We start from the raw sequence: 14,299 nt of genomic DNA, 5'->3' as shown, positions 1-14,299 counted from the left end.
GCAAGGGCGTTTTACTCAGCAAAGACAATTCTTACTATCGCTGAACGGAGTGTCTTTGCGAACGAAAAAATATTACTAATCAGTCAAAAATCCTTGCGTCATTGCGTTAAAATATTATTGTATTAATTTTTTTATTTCTTCAAGAGAATCAATTTCATCCACGGTTTTGTCTTTCCGCCATCTTACAATTCTGGGAAACCGGAGCGCAACACCACTTTTATGACGGTTGCTGAAACCTATACCTTCAAATGCGATTTCAAAGACCAGTTCTGCTTTTACGGTTCTCACAGGTCCGAATTTCTCAATGGCATTTTTAGTAACAAACCTGCTCACTTCCATAATTTCTTTATCCGTTAATCCTGAATATGCTTTGGCTATGGTGACCAAAGTATCTCCGTTTTTCACAGCAAAAGTATAATCCGTATAATAAGCGCTTCGTCTGCCACTGCCTTTTTGGGCGTAGATCAGGGCTGCATCAATCGTAAACGGATTGATTTTCCACTTCCACCAGTCGCCTTTTTTCCGGCCGGAATGGTAGGGTGAGTTTTTTTGTTTTAACATCAATCCTTCACTGTTTACTGTCCTTGAATTTTCACGAAGCGAATCCAGTTCTTCCCACTGTTCAAAGTCCAGACTTTTAGAGAGACTGATATTCTGAGGATTCTCATTCAATAATAATTCTTCAAGCAAAGCTCTTCTTGCAGAGATTGGTTTTTCCCTCAAATCATTATCTTCAAGTTCCAATAAGTCATAGGCAAAGACTTCTATCGGGATTTCCGACAGCATTTTTTTAGTTAAAGTTTTTCTGTTTAATCTTTTTTGTAATTCATTAAAATTTAAAACCTTACCATCCTTTACCGCAAGTATTTCTCCATCTATAACAAAGTTGCCTTTCATCGCTTTTACGACCTCTGTAATCTCAGGAAATTGCTCGGTAATGAGTTCTTCTCCTCTTGACCAGATGAAGACTTCATCGTTTCTACGAATGATTTGTCCGCGTATTCCGTCCCATTTATATTCTACCAGCCATTCGTCCGGATTTCCCAGTTCCTGAGTTTCTTTTTCCAAAGGATAAGCAAGACAGAAAGGATAAGGTTTTGAATTGTCAGGATTCACATTTTCAGCATCAATAAGTTCTTTGAAAGAAACTTCATCAGGCAGCCATTTTCCCATTAAACTGTGCATGAGAGCACTCGATTCCTGCCCGGAAAATTTTGTCAGCGCATTGATTAATGTTTTATCTGAAACCCCGATTCTGAAGCTTCCACCAATTAATTTGTTGAAAATCAAACGCTCTGTATAATCCAGACCGTTCCATGACTGTAATACAAATTCTTTCTTTTCTGTATCTGTTTTGCCTTTGAGATTGACAATGTCGTTCATCCATTCTGATAAGGGGCGCTCTATTTTTTCTTCCGGAGGTGGAAGAATTAATGATAATGTTTCCCCAAGATCTCCTACAGAAGAATACGATTCCTGAAATAGCCAGTAGGGAAGTTTCGTGATTTCCAGTGCCCATTCTTTCATGTAATTGGTATTAACATTTCTCTTAGGTCTTTTTCCGGTAAATAAGGCGATAAACCATACTTTATCTTCATCGGGAGCGCGTTCCAGATAATCAATGATAGCATCAATTTTAGCATTGGTTTTGTTGGTGGTTTCCAAAGCATTGATAAGGTCTGCGAAATGTCTCATGATTCAGGGTTTTCAGTGATTTCTTTTTCAGATTCCTCTTCATCTTCGCCAAATAATGTTTCTACAACATCAGCTTTTATGCCTATTTCATTCAAATATTTTGAAAATACTTCCGTCTGTCCGTGGGTAACATGCACAATTTCGGCTTCCGTAGCTTTTACAGTCTGCAATAAACCTTTCCAATCTGCATGATCACTCATCGCGAATCCTGCATCTGCACTCCGCCATCTTCTGGCACCACGAACCTGCATCCAGCCTGAGCATATTGCAGTAGCAGGATCAGGTATTTTTTTGATGATATTGCTGTCGAGTAAAGCAGGAGGAACAATAACAATTTCATGCTCCATTTCCTTTGGACGTTCTCTGAAGTCTGCAATGGTATAGTCCGGAAGGTCAATTCCTACAGTTTCAAAAGCTTCATTCAGTTTTCCGATGGAGTAGTGTACATATATTTTCCCCAATTCTTCCACTGCTTTCATAATACGCTGGGCTTTCCCTAAAGAATAGCCTATAAAAACAGAGGTTTTATGATTTTCTTTATTCTTCAGTACCCAGTTTTGGAGTTTATTATTTAAATCCGGAACTTCAAGCCAGTTATAAATAGGCAGGCCAAAGGTACTTTCTGTTACAAATTCATTGCATTTTACCAGCTCAAAAGGAGTGCTCAGTCCATCATTCTGAACTTTGTAATCTCCTGAAATTACGGTCACATATCCTTTATATTCGAGTTTTATCTGTGCAGAACCAATAATATGTCCGGCGGGGTGAAGGGAGAGTTTTACTCCATTGATGGTAATAACTTCTCCATATTCTACACTTTGGCATTCGATATCTGTTCCTATTCTTTGATGGAGAATGGGTTTTGTAAAATGATGACAAAGGTATTTTTTCATTCCCCAGCGGGCATGATCGGCATGGCCATGGGTGATAACCGCCATATCTACAGGTCGCCAGGGATCAATATAGAATTTTCCCTGTGGACAATAAATTCCTTTTTTTGTAAATGTGATTAATTTCAATGGTGTGACTGGTTTTATGAGATAAGCTTCAAAAACTTAACCAATTTACAATAAACTGTTTATTTTTTATTATCATTCAAATCTGAAATCTGACTTTCATGGTTCTTTGATAATAGTTTTTTTGAACTTTTCAGCAATATAAAAATGAACTTCCAGGCAATATTATCCTTCTGGAAATCTTTGAAATTTGTACCAACATTAAAAAAGAATACAATGAGTAAAACAATTTTAATTACAGGTGCAGCAAGTGGATTCGGAAAGATTGCTGCTTTTGAGCTTGCGAAAAAAGGACATAAGGTAATTGCCACTACACAGATTTATCCTCAGATGAGTGATGTAATCCGGGAAGCTAAAGAACAGGGAATTGATCTTATAGTGGATAAATTGGACGTTACCAGCCAAAGGGATATTGATTATATCTTAAAGAAATATGAAATAGATATTTTAATCAGCAATGCCGGAATTATGGAAGGCGGTCCAATTGCTGAACAGCCGGTGGACATTATCCGCTCTATGTTCGAAGTCAATGTATTTGGTGCATTGAATCTTGCCCAGGGTTTCATCAAAAAGTTTGTTGAAAAAAGAAGTGGTAAGATTGTTTTCACTTCATCAATGGGAGGTTTATGGACAGTTCCTTATGTGGCTGCCTACTGTTCCTCCAAGCATGCGTTGGAATCTATTGCTGAAGGGCTGAGGACTGAGCTTGCTCCATTTAATATCAAAATTGCAACTTGCAATCCAGGGGTATTTGGAACAGGATTTAATGACAGGGGAGTAGATTCTATTTTCCATTGGTATGATCCGAAAATCAACTTCACTCCGAAATCCGCTTTTGACGGAGCCGCAGAATCTTTAGCCCATCAGCTTGATCCACAGTCTATGGCTGAAGTGATTGTAAATGTGGCTTTAGATGAGGACAGTCATTTTAGAAATGTACATCCAAAGGAAACCGAAGATTTTGTGAAACAGCTTCAGGCAGAGGCGTGGACAGCAAAAAGTTAATAGTATGGAACTGAATTATAAAGCTGCGGAAAAGGTTTTAAATGCAGCAAAAGAAAAGGCATTATCCATGAATATTCCCGGGAGCATTGCCGTGGTGGATGCCGGAGGTCATCTTGTTGCACTTGCAAGATTAGATAGTGTGTATGGAGTGATTGATTTTGCTGTTAAAAAAGCAAAAACAGCTGCTATGTTCGGAGTAAATAGTGATGTGATGGGAAGTATTATTTCAGAAGCCGGCTTTCATGGCTATGGAATGCTGAATTCAAACGAAGGACTGCTGACTATTGCAGGCGGTGTTGTTCTTAAGGATGCAGAAGGAAAGACCATTGGCGCTATAGGCTCTTCAGGGGGAACACCCGAGCAGGATAAAGAAATTGCAGAAGCGGGAGCTCATGCTATTGCTTAAATTTCAGATATTTGTATGATGGAAAATACTTCTGAGATTATATTTGATAAACTGGTTTATTCATGTGCTTTTGAATCTTACAGAGGCCATGAGGAATTTATTCCGGACCATTTTCTGGGATTTCAGATATCCGGTGAAACGCATGCTTTTCATGAGCAGGGTAAAACGGTGATCAAAGAGAATACGGTGGTTCTGGTAAGGAAAAATCAACTGATCAGAACGATTAAATATCCTTCAGGCAATGAAAAATATCAGTTTGTTTCTATCACTCTTGACGATGAAACCCTGAGACAATATGCCACAGAAAACAAAATAACTGTACATGTTAATTTTCCGGAAAACCAGCGTTTGTTTTTTGAGCCTGATGATTTTTTTAAGAGTTATTTTGCTTCACTCATTCCTTATATTCATAAAACGAAAGAAGTGCCTCCAACATTGGCTGCTTTAAAGGTAAAAGAAGCCATCGAGCTTATTTTATTGAGTAATCCTGATCTTAAAAATCTTCTTTTTGATTTTTCTGAACCCCATAAAATTGACCTTAAGGAGTTTATGAACAAGAATTTTATGTTCAATGTATCGGTGGAGGCTTTTGCAAAGCTTACAGGCCGTAGTCTTTCAGGTTTTAAGCGTGATTTCAACAAAATATTTGAGATGACTCCAAAACAATGGCTGAAAGAAAAAAGACTAAAGGAAGCGTATTATTTAATTAAAAACAGGGATAAAAAACCTTCGGATATCTATCTTGATCTGGGTTTCGAGAATTTATCCCATTTTTATTCTTCTTTTAAAAAGAAATTTGGGGTTACCACTACAGAAGTTTAATGGAAGTCATTAAAAAAACACAAATTATACTATAAGCATTGCTTGTTTGTTGAAAGCACAAAGACACAGGAAATAAATCTTGTGTCTTTGTATTTCCTTTTCCATTAAGGAATCATATTTTCTGCTCTAAGTCTTTCAAAAACATTTATAAAAGAATCTTCTGTGCTTACATAAGCTGTGAAACCCAGTTTTCTGCTTTTTGACATATCACACATGACTTCCAGCGGTCTTCCAAGATCAAGATCTGTATGCCATGCTGAGGATAAACGGTTAAGATCTTTTTCTTTCAGATTATATTTTTCGGCAATAGCTGTCCAGGTCTGGTGGTCGTTTTCCAGTTCTTTTTCAAGAGGTTGTATGGTTCCTTCAAAACCTACAGCTTCTATACCGAACCAATCTGCCAGTCTTTTCCACAGCCATTTCCATCTGAAAACATCTCCATTCGTAATATTGAATGCCTGATTTTTTGCTGATTCTGTAGTAGATGCCCAAACGAGTTGCTGAGCTAATATTCTGGCGTCCGTTACATCCGAAACTCCATTCCATTGTGCTTCTGATCCCGGCCAGATAAATTTCCTTCCGGTTTCTTTACAGATGCTGGCGTATACAGCCAATGTTACTCCAATATTCATGAGGTTTCCAACTGCATATCCAACCACGGTGTGAGGCCTGTGAATACTCCATGTGAAGCCCTCTCTTTCTGAAGCTTTATACACTTCGTCTTCCTGTGCATAATAAAAATTGGGAAGTGGAAGTCTTGGATGTTCTTCTCTGACAGGGGTTTCAGGTAAAATTCCTTCTTTAGCATAGGCCTCAAATGGTCCCAGATAATGTTTAAGCCCTGTAACCAGAGCTACATGCTGAACCGATTTTTTAGGAGATAAAATGTTCAACAGGTTTCTTACCAGCATACTGTTGACCCGGATATTTTCTTCCTCAGTGTCATTACGCATCCAAGTGGTAAAGTAAATATGAGTAGGAGAGATCCCTTCTAAGGCTTCCGCAAGATTCTGTTCATTCGTAAGATCTGCTTTAATGGGAAGAAGACCTGGAATACCGGTATTTGGATTTCTTGATAATCCGTATGTTGTCCAGCCCTGCGTGATCAGTTCTTCAGCAAGATTGCTTCCTGTAATTCCGGTAGCACCTACTACCAATGCAATTTTTTCCATAAGTATTGTAAAATTTTTTGTACAAAATTATGGGTGGATAGAAGCTTTTATCCTTGATGTGGATCATGCGTTTGAGTTGATCTGGATCAAGTATTGTTCAAAGAATTCTTTTTACGGATTCTGCTCACGGTTTCAGGGGCAAGACCAAGATAGGAGGCAATAAGATTGTGAGGCACTCTTTTAATCATTTCCGGACTCTTTTGTGCCAGTTGAAGATACTTTTCTTCAGCAGTATAGCTATTGGAAACAATAAGTCTGTAATCTTTTGTAACAAGACTATTCTGATATAAAATCCTGAAATATCTGTCCATTACAGGAATTTCCAGCATCATTTTTTCATAATTTTCCAAGGTGATCATCAGAACTTCGGTTTCTTCAATAGCATCAATATTCAGAACTGATTTTTCCTGATTGATAAAACTGTTGAAGTCTGAGATCCACCAACCTTCAAAGGCAAACATATTGATGTGTTCATTTCCTTTTTCATCCAGAAAATAAGATTTTAACAACCCTTTACTTACAAAAGACAATGATTTACAGATATCTCCTTCCTGAAGCAGATATTGTTTTTTACGAAGCTTTTTTAAGGTAAAGAAAGATTTAACCTGATTTTTCTGTTCGTCGGTGATATCAACCTTATTCTCGATATGGGAAAGCAGAATCTCAAACATCCAATAAATATTTCATCAAAAATACTACTTTCAACAGCAATCAAGGTTTTATTTCTCAAAATCATAGAGATTGATTCCTATTTCTTCATTTTTAATTTTTACCACTCTGGTATTCAGTGGATAGAAAATAAATTCTGCAGCTCCCTGAATTTTTGCTTCCAAAAGATGCCCTGCCAGCGCAGTGTAATCTTCTCTTCCCAACGTAATGTGAAGATGAAGAGTCGGTTTTCCTTCTATTTCAGAGACATTTCCGGAAATATTGGTAACTTCCATCTGTTCTTTAAAGGTTTTATCCACATATTTTTTTGTTGCAGGATTAAAGAAACGAAGTGTTGCCTCACTCACGGCACCGATTCCTGTCACTTCTCCTGCCTGGATATTTTGGTTTTGAATAAAATCCGTTAAAGATTCCACAATATTAGACTGGTTGTCAAGGCTGACGATATAGATGTGATCTACCTTTTTTGCTGACCATTGTTTACCGTTATAATTGATGATTTCCATATTATTTTTGTTTTAAATAGTTGATAATTCCTATAACATCATCCTGACCAAAGCCTTCATCATGGGCATTTTGATAGGTTTGAATCAATGTTTCGGATAAAGGAAAATCAGCGCCTGCATTTTTAGCAAGAAGGATGTCTTTCAACATTAAATCAAGAGCAAATGCCGGAGCATACTGATCTGCAATCAACATCGGTGTTTTTACTTTGGTAGCACCGCTTCCACTGGCACTTTCATTAATTATCTCAAGCATATCAGATCTTTCAATTCCTAATTTTCCAGCCAATAAAACAGTTTCTGCCAATCCCTGATAAATTGTGGAAAGAAAATAGTTAATCGATAACTTTCCGGCAATACCTTTTCCGTTTTCACCCAGATGTTTTACGGATTTTCCCATTTTCAACAGATAAGGCATGGCACGCTGGATGTCATCATCTTCACCTCCAGCCATAATGATTAATGTACCTTCCTGAGCGGGTTGGGTACTGCCTGCTACAGGAGCATCAATAAATGAAGCTTCTTTTATTTTCAGAGCTGCTGCCGTTTCTTTGGAAACTTCCGGAGAAATAGTACTCATGTCCACAAAGAGTTTCCCTTGAATATCTAAAGGAAGAATTTCCTCATACACTGCTTTTACAGCACTGTCGTTGGTCAACATGGTGAATATGATATCGCTGTTTTGTATCAGGTCTTTAATGTGGGTACAGACAGCAGCTTTTTCTTCGAAATCTTTGGCTTTTTCTGAAGTTCTGTTGTAAACAGATAGCGGAAATCCTGCTTTTTCAAGATTTTTAGCCATAGGATGCCCCATATTTCCCAATCCGATAAATCCGATTCTTTCCATTATGATATTTTTTATGTTGTTGTTAATTAAATTTTTAACTCCTGAATGAAAAGGAGTTATCTGACGATCTACAAATAAGATTCTAAAATACGTGTATTTTGCAGCAAAATATCTACCAAATAGCTGCTTCACAAAATTAAGTTTTAATTATATTTTTAATCGTAACCTTTTAAAACCGGAGAAACTTTCAGAAATTTGCAGCAAATAAGAATCAATGAAGATTGTAGATATAGACAACTGGAACAGGAAAGAGCATTTCGAATTTTTCTCTAATATGGCAAGCCCTTATTTTGGATTTACCACAGAGGTAGACTGTACAAGAGCATATGACACAGCGAAAGAAAAAGGATATTCATTTTTTGCCTATTATTTTCACAAGTCTATGGTAGCCATCAATACAGTGGATGAATTAAAACTAAGAATAATTGATGGTCAGGTAATACAGTTTGATACGGTTCATGCCGGCAGTACAATTGGAAGACCTGATGGTACTTTTGGTTTTTCATTTACTCCTTATTCAGAGGATTTTGAAACTTTCAACACTGCCCTGCAGGAGGAAATAAAAGGTGTACATCAGACTTCAGGATTGAGATTGAGCAATGAGAGACTTGGAAAAGATCATATAAGACATACTGCTATTCCATGGAATTCATTCAGTGCTATATTGCATCCTACAGATTTTAATACCACAGAATCAGTTCCTAAGATTGCTTTTGGAAAATTTACTATCAGGGAAGGTAGAAAATATCTTCCGGTTTCGATTGAAGCGCATCATGGACTGGCAGACGGAATTCATCTTGCCCAATATCTGGAAGAGTTTCAGAAACAGCTGGATCAGTAACGAAGATCATATTTAAAAAAACAATTGTAACAAAAGCCGGCTTCAATCCTGCTTTTACTTTTAATAATAAATTTTCCCGCGTTCTATTTTCAGAACCTGATCCTTTTCCATATGTTTTATGGTTCTTATAACTGTTTCTACACACAATCCGGTAAGTGAAGCAAGCTGTTGGCGGGTAAGCGGAATCTGGAAAGAATAAGGGGTTTTATCGTCATGATAGCTTTTCAGATAATCCATCAGGAGTTTTAGTTTGGAAACGGGGTTTTGGAATGAAAGATTATAAAGCATGATATATTTATAATACATTCTTTCAGCAAGACATTGATAGACATTTAATGAAGTTTCAGGGTGATTCTGGAGCAGCTCCAGAAAGTTCTGTCCCGGCATTATAAAAATACTTGAATCTACCATTGCAACAGCATTCATAGGATAAGGTCTGTTGACAAAAAGTAAGGATTCTCCAAAGCTATGACCATCTGAGAATATATTTTGGATAAACTCTTTCCCGTTTTCTGTATAATTATTGAGTTTAATTTTACCTTTTTGAATCTGGTAATACTGTATTGGTAACTCTTCTTCACGAAAAATAATATCTTCCGCTTTATAGTCTTTAATTTCGGCTCCAAATGAGATAAGCAAATTTTCACTGATCATGGTTTTCATTTAAATTTCATATAAAATTTTAAATACCTCTTTTAAAGACTGCTAATGCTTCAAAATTTTATAATGATAAAGGAACATCCATTTTATTTGTTTTTCCTATGATGTGGTACCATTCATATACCACATATATTGAGTTTTTTCCGATAAATAGGTTGAAAACATTGATCGAGATCATAAAAAGTTAAGGGAATAACACACTACATTTACTTCCTATCAAAACAGGAACGCAAAGAATGGGAAACAAGCTGATAAAAGCAATTATGATATTTTGACTCAATATATAACGTGGTATCTATGTGGTACACATATTTAATAAAATTTTAATCATTTTTTCTTTCTTTGCCTGTGTAAAAATGGAAAGAAATTCATATGTGTAATTTTTTTAACATAATCATTCAATAAATGGGGGCCATACATCATTAATAGTTACATTATATTAATTAAAAGCTATAGAATTTTGAATACATAAAAATTATTTTGTTCCCAATGTTGATTTGGCAAAACACAAATTGAACAGTGAAAAAAAGACTTTGTACAGATTCCCAAGAGATGTGGTATCTGAAATAAGAGATGAAAAAGTATTATGAAAAATAGAAAACCTGAAACTAACTTAGAGGATTTAACCCAAAAGATTCTTGTACAAGACGAAATAATGGCATTGGCCAAAGCAAATTCCCCTCGTCTCTTAAATAAATTCAGATTGGTTTATCCCGATTTTTTTAAAAAGTTATCTGATATACAGCCTTCCCTTAAAAATTCTGAACTGATCTTTTGTATTTACCTTAAGCTCAATATGACTACCAAGGAAATTGCAACCTGTATTTTTGTTACCCCAAAAGCAATACAAAACAGGAAAAACAGAATCAGAAAAAAACTTAATATTCCTTCTGAATTTGATATCTATAAATGGTTTAATGAAATTTAAACCATTTTTTTTATTTAAATTTCTACTACAGATTTCTCCAGGTCATGGTACAAAAGAATTTTCCAGTTGTTCTCTCTTGCTTCCTTTTCCCATGTAAGTCTTAATTCCATGGCTTTTCTGCCATCGAAATCACTTTTATAGGCTAAATGATATTTTAAATAAGAAGCCTGTGGAAGATCATCAGCACCATAAAAAACAGTTTCCCCATTTTCTCTGATCCAGAACACCTGCATAAAAGGAGTGTGTCCACCAACCACTTCATAAGAAATCTCTTCTGTGATTTGTCCCTGATCATCATTCATCCAGGTAATATTCGGGAGCTGAATCAGTTTTTCCAGCATATCAAAATCAAAAGAAGGATTTCCTTTCTTTTCCATTGCAAAATCCAGTTCGCGTTTCTGAATATAAATCCGGGCATTTGGGAAAGCAGCTTCAAAACCATTCTCTGTAAGCTTTACAGCACCTTCAATATGATCTTTATGAAGGTGAGACAGTAATAACTTTGTAATTTGATCAGGCCGGATATTTTCCTTTTCCAGAATTTCTGAAACAACGGTGGATCCGGACTCATTTTTCCAGCCAATTCCTGCATCCAGAAGGATATAATCATTTTCAGTAATGATAAGAAACGGTTGTACAGACATTTTTATTCCTCCAACTTTATCAAAATTGTCTTCTGTTAAAAGCGTGAAGTCTTTGGTTTTGCTTGCCGAAAAATTACCTTCTTTAAGTGGAATGATTTTCATGCTGCAAATTTCTTTAATATTTCTAATATTCAAAAGGTTTTTCATCGATATAAATTATCAATAAAAACAATCATAGAAGCAGAACGCTGGAATCATTCTACTTATCACAGAATCATCCATCATTCATAAAAATGTAAAGAAGAGAGACTGATCATTTCTTTTTTTTATGATTACCTTTGATCTCTTAAAAATCTGACGGACTCTATCATGATCTGCCGTCGGACAGCTTTCAATCCAAATAAAATCTTATACGCAATGCAGGAGAGTTCTTCCCATGGTATTTCCCGGACTGTTATCTGGCTTATGGCCATTATTTCCGGACTTGTGGTCGCTAATAATTATTATAATCAGCCTTTATTGGCGCTTATTTCTGAAGAACTTCAGGTTTCTGAGAGTGCGGCGAGTAAAATATCTGTGCTTACCCAGATTGGTTATGCCTTAGGGCTGTTGCTAATTGTTCCGTTAGGAGATAAATTCTTTCGCAAGAAATTAATTCTAATCGATTTGTTTCTGGTTTTCGGGTCGCTCTTATGGATGACTTTTGCTACTCAATTGTGGATGTTGTATGCTGCCAGCTTACTGATTGGTGCTACATCCGTGATTCCGCAATTGTTTGTTCCTATTGCTGCAGAGCTTTCATCCGATAAAGAGAAATCAGCCAATATTGGATTGGTCATGTCCGGATTACTGCTGGGAATCCTTCTTTCCCGTTTTATAGGGGGAATAGTAGGGGAAGTATGGGGCTGGAGAGCCATGTTTGGTATTGCTGCCGGATTGATGATTCTGGTTTGGCTGGCAGTTTATAAAATGCTACCTGAGCTATCTCCTAATTTTAAAGGAACTTACAAAGAACTGATGCATTCTGTTGCTCAGCTTGCCAAAACACAGCCTGTACTTCAGCTTGCATCTTTCCGTGGAGCAATGGCATTTGGATCAATGTGTGCACTGTTTACAACATTGGTTTTTCACATGGAGAAACCGCCTTTTAACGCCGGATCATCTGTAGTAGGAAGTTTTGGATTGGCAGGAGCGGTAGGAGCTTTAGCGGCTGCAAAAGTAGGAAAGCTTCAAAAGTATCTGGATCTTAACCGAATTATATTGTATTCTTTATTGATCGTTATTGGAAGCTGGGGTTTTACCTATTTTGCGGGGGAAACTTATTGGGGATTGATTGTAGGAGTAATTCTTGTTGACCTGGGAGTACAGTCGAGCCATATCATGAATCAGACCAATTATTTCCTTATCAAATCTAATGCTGTCAACAGGCTCAATACTGTTTATATGGTATCTTATTTCATTGGAGGATCACTTGGAACATGGCTGGCTTCTATCGCCTGGCAAAAGGCTCAATGGACAGGAGTTTGTTTTGTAGGGACAACATTTGGAATATTGGCACTCATAGCACATGTTCTATTTTGTAAAAAAGTGAATAAAGCATAAATCAGAATTTATTTTACATTTCTGATCCTTTTAAGTTTCGGGGATTTTATCTACGATAAAATCCCCGAAACTTTTTTATTTATACTCTTCTGCATTCTCTTGTACCTGCATCAATTCTCTATGCTTTCCGCCCCATTCATCGAGCTGTTTCCAGATCGGAATCAACTCTCTGGCAATAGCTGTAAGTTCATAATCTACCCTTGGAGGAACTTCCGCATGTACGGTTCTCTTCACCAAACTTTCTTTCTCCAGTTCTCTTAACTGAAGCGTCAGCATTCTTTCTGTTATCCCTGAGATAGAGTTTCTAAGTTCACTGAAACGTAACTTCCCATCTTTTAATTTATTTAAAATAATCAGTTTCCATCGGCCCCCGATTTTACATACGGCGTAACTCAGATCACAACCCTGTATATACTGTCTGTTGATATTATTCGTTGAATTTTCTTTTATCTTACCCATTACTTACAAATTTGTTAGTACCATACATTTAGCTGTATACAATGCAAATGTAAGGGTTGAGATTTAATTTTGTTGCTCAAACCAGAAAATATACTGCAATAAAGAACAATAGCGCTCATGTTCGCAGCAGAAACAATAACTTAAATCAAAATAGAAATGCAATTAACTCCTAAAATAACACAGATTTTAAATCATTTAGAAATAATACAACCTTTCAATCCAAAAGATTCTTTAGACGGAGCCCGTAAATATCTTGAGACGATGTCGCTGCAGTTAAGTGGTAAAAAAGAATCAGTAGCGATGATTGAAGAACTGAGTATTCAGCAGGACAATCATCAGATTCCTGTTCGTATTTACCGTCCTCATGGAAAAGAAATACAACAGTCATCAGCTATTATTTATATTCATGGAGGATGGTTTATAGCAGGAGGATATGAAACCCATGATGCTGTAGTTCGAAAACTGGCTAATAAAACCGGATCTGTAGTTATTTTTATAGATTATCGCCTTGCTCCGGAACATCCTTTCCCGGCAGGCTTAAATGACTGTATTGATGGGATAAACTGGGTGTTCAAAAATGCAGAATCTTTAGGGATTGATCCTGATAAAATTGGCATCATAGGTGACAGTGCCGGAGGTGCTCTGGCAACGGCAGTTTCCACTCAGTTAGGAAAACAGTTGAAATTTCAGGTCCTGATTTATCCTGCCGCTGACAATCAATTGAACTCAAAATCATGGGAAACATATGAAAATGGTCCGGTTCTTAACAAACAGGGAGGAATTGATGCCTGGGCAGGCTATCTTCCCGAAGAAGAGAAAGGTAATCCGCTGGCGATTCCTGTTTTGATAAAAGATTTTAAAGAAACTCCGCCTACATTAATCATTCTGGCGGAACATGATCCTTTGCTGGATGATGGAAAACAGCTTTCTCTGAACATGGAAAATGCAGGAGTAACCCTTAAAACAAGCCTTTATAAAGATATGGTTCATGGGTTTATGCATATGGGAGACCTGTTGGAGGAAGTGCAACTGGCGGTGAATGAAATGGCAGATTTTGCCCATCAAAATTTAAAATCTGACGAATAAACAG

General features: G+C 36.8%; 16 protein-coding genes. 7 read left to right on the top strand and 9 right to left on the bottom strand.

Annotated features, from left to right (window positions below):
- Nucleotides 1-114: 114 nt before the first annotated feature.
- Nucleotides 115-1,695 (bottom strand): ATP-dependent DNA ligase, encoded by a 1,581-nt coding sequence (locus JOE44_RS04130; RefSeq protein WP_209784458.1) that lies wholly within the window; start codon nucleotides 1,693-1,695, stop codon nucleotides 115-117.
- On the bottom strand, nucleotides 1,692-2,714 hold the full coding sequence (locus JOE44_RS04125; RefSeq protein WP_209784457.1) for a ligase-associated DNA damage response exonuclease: 1,023 nt from the start codon (nucleotides 2,712-2,714) through the stop codon (nucleotides 1,692-1,694). The genes JOE44_RS04130 and JOE44_RS04125 overlap by 4 nt, the downstream gene beginning before the upstream one ends.
- Before the next feature lie 213 nt (nucleotides 2,715-2,927).
- Between JOE44_RS04125 and JOE44_RS04120 the strand changes: the two genes are divergently transcribed.
- From JOE44_RS04120 to JOE44_RS04110, 3 genes are read left to right on the top strand one after another with little or no spacing between them, the layout of a single operon-like run.
- Nucleotides 2,928-3,716: an SDR family oxidoreductase gene (locus tag JOE44_RS04120; protein ID WP_209784456.1), complete on the top strand. Its 789-nt coding sequence runs from the start codon at nucleotides 2,928-2,930 to the stop codon at nucleotides 3,714-3,716.
- 4 nt (nucleotides 3,717-3,720) lie between these two features.
- The gene (locus JOE44_RS04115) at nucleotides 3,721-4,122 is read left to right on the top strand and encodes a heme-binding protein (protein ID WP_209784455.1); all 402 of its coding nucleotides are present in this window, start codon (nucleotides 3,721-3,723) and stop codon (nucleotides 4,120-4,122) included.
- A gap of 15 nt (nucleotides 4,123-4,137) precedes the next feature.
- Nucleotides 4,138-4,944 (top strand): AraC family transcriptional regulator, encoded by an 807-nt coding sequence (locus JOE44_RS04110; RefSeq protein WP_245169702.1) that lies wholly within the window; start codon nucleotides 4,138-4,140, stop codon nucleotides 4,942-4,944.
- Nucleotides 4,945-5,048: 104 nt separating this feature from the next.
- Here JOE44_RS04110 and JOE44_RS04105 read toward each other — a convergent pair whose 3' ends face one another.
- The 4 genes from JOE44_RS04105 to JOE44_RS25345 all read right to left on the bottom strand — a co-directional run bounded on the left by JOE44_RS04105 (nucleotide 5,049) and on the right by JOE44_RS25345 (nucleotide 8,267).
- On the bottom strand, nucleotides 5,049-6,116 hold the full coding sequence (locus JOE44_RS04105) for an SDR family oxidoreductase (protein ID WP_209784454.1): 1,068 nt from the start codon (nucleotides 6,114-6,116) through the stop codon (nucleotides 5,049-5,051).
- 86 nt (nucleotides 6,117-6,202) lie between these two features.
- The gene (locus tag JOE44_RS04100; RefSeq protein WP_209784453.1) at nucleotides 6,203-6,787 is read right to left on the bottom strand and encodes a Crp/Fnr family transcriptional regulator; all 585 of its coding nucleotides are present in this window, start codon (nucleotides 6,785-6,787) and stop codon (nucleotides 6,203-6,205) included.
- A gap of 48 nt (nucleotides 6,788-6,835) precedes the next feature.
- Entirely contained in the window at nucleotides 6,836-7,291 is a 456-nt protein-coding gene (locus tag JOE44_RS04095; protein WP_165791649.1) for a PPC domain-containing DNA-binding protein, read from the bottom strand.
- 1 nt (nucleotide 7,292) lies between these two features.
- Entirely contained in the window at nucleotides 7,293-8,267 is a 975-nt protein-coding gene (locus JOE44_RS25345; protein ID WP_348635046.1) for an NAD(P)-dependent oxidoreductase, read from the bottom strand.
- Nucleotides 8,268-8,349: 82 nt separating this feature from the next.
- Here JOE44_RS25345 and JOE44_RS04085 point away from each other — a divergent pair, with 82 nt between their 5' ends.
- Complete coding sequence (locus JOE44_RS04085; protein ID WP_209784452.1) at nucleotides 8,350-8,976, top strand: chloramphenicol acetyltransferase; 627 nt, start codon at nucleotides 8,350-8,352, stop codon at nucleotides 8,974-8,976.
- Between the two features lie 60 nt (nucleotides 8,977-9,036).
- On the opposite strand, the gene JOE44_RS04080 is transcribed toward JOE44_RS04085, so the two are convergent.
- A complete protein-coding gene (locus JOE44_RS04080; protein WP_209784451.1) occupies nucleotides 9,037-9,630 on the bottom strand; it encodes a Crp/Fnr family transcriptional regulator in 594 nt (197 codons plus the stop codon).
- Nucleotides 9,631-10,222: 592 nt separating this feature from the next.
- Here JOE44_RS04080 and JOE44_RS04075 point away from each other — a divergent pair.
- Nucleotides 10,223-10,564 (top strand): hypothetical protein, encoded by a 342-nt coding sequence (locus JOE44_RS04075; protein ID WP_062669594.1) that lies wholly within the window; start codon nucleotides 10,223-10,225, stop codon nucleotides 10,562-10,564.
- 14 nt (nucleotides 10,565-10,578) lie between these two features.
- Here the strand turns inward: JOE44_RS04075 and JOE44_RS04070 are convergent, their stop codons facing one another.
- On the bottom strand, nucleotides 10,579-11,310 hold the full coding sequence (locus JOE44_RS04070; protein WP_209784450.1) for an MBL fold metallo-hydrolase: 732 nt from the start codon (nucleotides 11,308-11,310) through the stop codon (nucleotides 10,579-10,581).
- 255 nt (nucleotides 11,311-11,565) lie between these two features.
- On the opposite strand from JOE44_RS04070, the gene JOE44_RS04065 reads away from it, so the two are divergent.
- Nucleotides 11,566-12,750, top strand: a complete 1,185-nt coding sequence (locus JOE44_RS04065) for an MFS transporter (protein WP_209784449.1) — start codon at nucleotides 11,566-11,568, stop codon at nucleotides 12,748-12,750.
- Between the two features lie 75 nt (nucleotides 12,751-12,825).
- Here JOE44_RS04065 and JOE44_RS04060 read toward each other — a convergent pair whose 3' ends face one another.
- Nucleotides 12,826-13,209, bottom strand: coding sequence for a helix-turn-helix domain-containing protein (locus JOE44_RS04060; protein ID WP_105682349.1), 384 nt, complete (start codon nucleotides 13,207-13,209; stop codon nucleotides 12,826-12,828).
- A gap of 156 nt (nucleotides 13,210-13,365) precedes the next feature.
- On the opposite strand from JOE44_RS04060, the gene JOE44_RS04055 reads away from it, so the two are divergent.
- Complete coding sequence (locus JOE44_RS04055; protein ID WP_209784448.1) at nucleotides 13,366-14,295, top strand: alpha/beta hydrolase; 930 nt, start codon at nucleotides 13,366-13,368, stop codon at nucleotides 14,293-14,295.
- Nucleotides 14,296-14,299 lie beyond the last annotated feature (4 nt).

This window comes from Chryseobacterium sp. PvR013, assembly GCF_017833095.1.
Classification (GTDB): Bacteria; Bacteroidota; Bacteroidia; order Flavobacteriales; family Weeksellaceae; genus Chryseobacterium; species Chryseobacterium culicis_A.
This window is presented reverse-complemented; position numbering and strand designations above follow the sequence as displayed.